This window comes from Stenotrophomonas sp. P5_B8 (genome assembly GCF_054049855.1).
Genome location: NZ_JBFULO010000400.1, coordinates 1 through 3,447 on the forward strand (window position 1 = coordinate 1; position 3,447 = coordinate 3,447).

Annotated in this window: 2 protein-coding genes; both read right to left on the minus strand. The window is 63.4% G+C overall.

Features of this window, described 5'->3' with window-relative positions; translation table 11 throughout:
- Positions 1–1,894, minus strand: a 1,894-nt coding sequence (locus tag ACXJKH_RS17065; protein WP_457321104.1) for a hypothetical protein, incomplete at its 3' end; no start/stop codon positions are given.
- A 4-nt stretch (positions 1,895–1,898) separates the two neighbouring features.
- Positions 1,899–3,447 (minus strand): transglycosylase SLT domain-containing protein (locus tag ACXJKH_RS17070; protein ID WP_457321106.1); only part of this gene is annotated, 1,549 nt, incomplete at its 5' end.

Here is a 3,447-nt window from a genome sequence, read left to right on the forward strand (position 1 = left end):
ACGCTGACACCTCCCGCTGCGCCTCTTTCGGAATGGACTGCATCACCGCGTGCAGCGTGGTGGCGCCTTCCTTCGTGTTGCCAAATGCTGACTTGTAGACCGCTTCTGGACCGCCGCTCTTGTCCACCACGTGGGCAATGGAGTCGATGCGGTTGCTTCGGGCAGCGTAGTACGCGTTTGCGCGCTTCCAGGCCTGCTGAGCTTCTGGGGTGGTCGCGGCCGCCTCCATATCGCGTGTCAGCGCACCGTAGAGCGCCTTCCACTTGTCCCGAGGCACGTTGTCCGCCAGGGAGTAGTTGTCCAGCTCCTTGCCCACGACCGTCCGCAGCTTGGTCAGCGCTTGATACGGGATCTGGTTATCAGCCATCCCCGCGATTGCAGTCTTAACCTGCTCGTCAATCTGCTGAGGACTTGGGACCGGTAGTGAGGCTCGCATCCCCAGTGTCTGGAGGCGCGTGTTCTCCGCCCTGGCCTGCTGTGCTTGGGCATTCAACTGCTGCCTAAGCGCATCGGCCTGCTGCCGCACGTCCGGCCGCTGCAAAGCCGCCTCTGCACCGCCTATATCTTTTCCGAGCGCCGACTCGATGCCTTGAATCCTGGCGTTCTGGAAGAGCTTTGCAACATTGGGCGCTCCCTCAATGGAGGAATTCAGTTCCGACAACGCCCGCTGGGTGTTCTCGACCGGCACCCGAGCGCCCGGCGCAATTTGCGCAGAAACACGGTCATACAGCTCCTCCGCCTTCTTTGCGGTCCTGGGAACGAACGCCACGGGCGAGGGGCCCTCGACTCCCGCCAAGATGGCCCGCCCCGCTTGCTCGGGGCCCATGGGCCGCCCGCGTGGGGACAACTCCTCAGCGTACCGAGCGACAGACTGCCCAGTCGCGCTAGCCTGCTTTGCGCCCAGCCGCGCAATCGGGCCAGCACCACCGGGCACGTTCCCTAGCATCGTTTCCAACGCCTGGGGGAAGCGTCCACCGGTAGCCTGCCCCACGCTTGGGGTTGTCCCAACGGAGGCGAAGTCCCGCATGGTCTGTTGCATGTCCGAAGAAGTAACCGGGGCGCCCATCCCGTTGTTTCCCCGCAGTGTGCTGCGGGTGGCCTGGGCAGCAGTCGCTGGGACGATGCCCCCACGCATCCCGGGGATTACCCCGGCTACCGTGCCTGGCGCGAAGCCACCGATGAGCCCAGCCGCAACCTGTGCGCCAGTGCCACCACCCGCTTCCCGTACCGACGAGCTGCCTCCGGTACCGGCGATGGTGGATGCGGTCTGGAGCGCGGGGTTGGCCGAGAAGAAGTTACCGGCCGTCTGCATCACGCCCCTACCGCTGTTCATAAGGCCACCTAAGCCGAGGGTAAGAGCGGTGCCCGTGATCCCCTCACCGATGTCCGATACCACTCTTTGCGCCGCATTCTGCGGCCGTTGCATCCCCATTTCATCGGCGATGTTCGCGCCCACCTGCCGATAGGGCGCGGTCGGCACAAAACCATCACGTCCGGCAGCAAGGTCCGCAGCGGATGGCTGGTGAAACTGCTTGCGAATCGGATCAATGACATAGTGGTTGAATGCATCTCCACCCACCGCACCCAAGATGCTGCCAGCCCCCTGGAGGACCTGACGCCCGCCGTACTGCCCCACAAATCGGCCCAGGGCATTTCCCGGAAGTTCTGCAGTAGTGTCCACGGAGGAAGTGACGTCGCCGAAATCCGGACGCTCAGCGAAAACGGGCGCCAGGGTCGGAATTTCCTGCGATGCGTCGAACTGATCAAACGGGTTGGAAGGGGAGCCCTCCTTTGCTCCCGCCGCCACCATCACCCCGAACGAATTCGGCTGCRACGCCGGGACGGCTACCGAGCCTGGTACTTKGTCGAACTGATCGAATGGGTTGGTCGCCATCGCCTTACCTCAGATAGTCGTCGGCGCTGACGCCGTATTTCTGCTCGAACGCCGACCGCATGGCCGGATTCTTCCGCAGGTACTCAACCGCAGCGGGCGGGACCTTTCCTTGCGACTTAGGCCCGCCAGAAGGCTTCGGATGGTTGCCGATGATTCGGCTGGGCGAGTAGTTGTACTCATTCGCCAAGGACGAGTATTGCTCTCGGTAGCTGTCGATCTGCTGCTGTGCCTGATCCTTGATGCCCCTCGCCGAAGCCACAAAGCCCTTCCGCTGCTCAGGGTTGAGACGCTCGCCATTGGCTGCCCGGTTGTAAGCATTCCTAATCTGATCGGGCACGCCAGCCGCGTTCTGGGCCGTAGCGAACTCACCTTCCCGAACGACTGAAGTGGGGTCCAGCATTCGCATGTACGAGAAGATCAACGCCAAATCGTTCTGTGCGGACGGGCTCTGGGCCGCCTGCTCGATCTGCGCGTAGGAGTTAACGACCGTCTGTGGCGTCTTGATCTGAGCGATGTATTCCTTACGCAGTGCTTGCTCCGCCTGAGCCATGTCACCGGGTGCCGGGTTGTTCTTTCGATCAGCAGGACCGCCCGGAATCGGCATGAGGCTCGCCCCATCGGGGGCATACCGATAACCAGAGGGCGCCTGTCGCTCCGCTTGGCCGGGAAACTTTGCGGGACGAAATCCGATCTGGGGCGCTGCAGCCACTTGTCCGCCCGCACGCTGGAGGACCTTGGGAACGTACGCCCGCGTCTCAGCCGGTGCGCTAGCCAGCACTGCATCCACGTTGCCGCCGTGGCCCTCCATAGCGCGATCCACGTTGCCCRGACCCCAGTTGTAGGCGGCCAGTGCAAGGCGGGGATCGCCGTACTGAGTAAGCATCGCCTGCAGGTAGTCCTTCCCAACGCGCTCCATCTCAGCCGGGGAACGGTCACGGGCCGGAGTGACGCCATAGCCTGGATCGGTCAGGGTGCCGGGCATGGTCTGCATGGTGCCCATTGCCCCCTTGGGTGAGACTGCAGCCGGATTGCCACCGGATTCGACCTGCATAACTGACTGTTCCAGACCCGGAAGCACGTCGCCCCCCAGCAACCCGCCCGTGGGTGATGCGGCCCTGCTCGGAGCCAGCAAGCCAGAGTCCGGCATCTTCGGGCGGTCAGCCGCTTGGCCCAGGAGGCCCTGGCTGATGACATTCCCCTGCAGATCGCGGTATTCCTGGGTCTCGGTATTACGCAGGACATCCAGTAGGCCGTTTTCGCCGGTCTTGGGGTCGCGGTAACCGATCTGGCCCGGCTCCCATTTCGCCCTGGGGCTGGCCTTCTGGCGGAACTCTTGGGCGCCTACCGGGTCGACATTCGCCCACTGACTCCATGAGTCCTCATTGAGCGATCCATCAGAATTCAACACGCCTCTCTGAGCCCGCTCAATGGCGGCGTTGCGCTCCATCCCTTGGCGAGTGCGCGCCAGGATGTCGTTCTTGTAGCGGGTGTTCTCGGTATCGGCGACGCCTTGGTTAACGGCGAGCAGGCCCGAGGAAAGCCCGTCTGCCAAC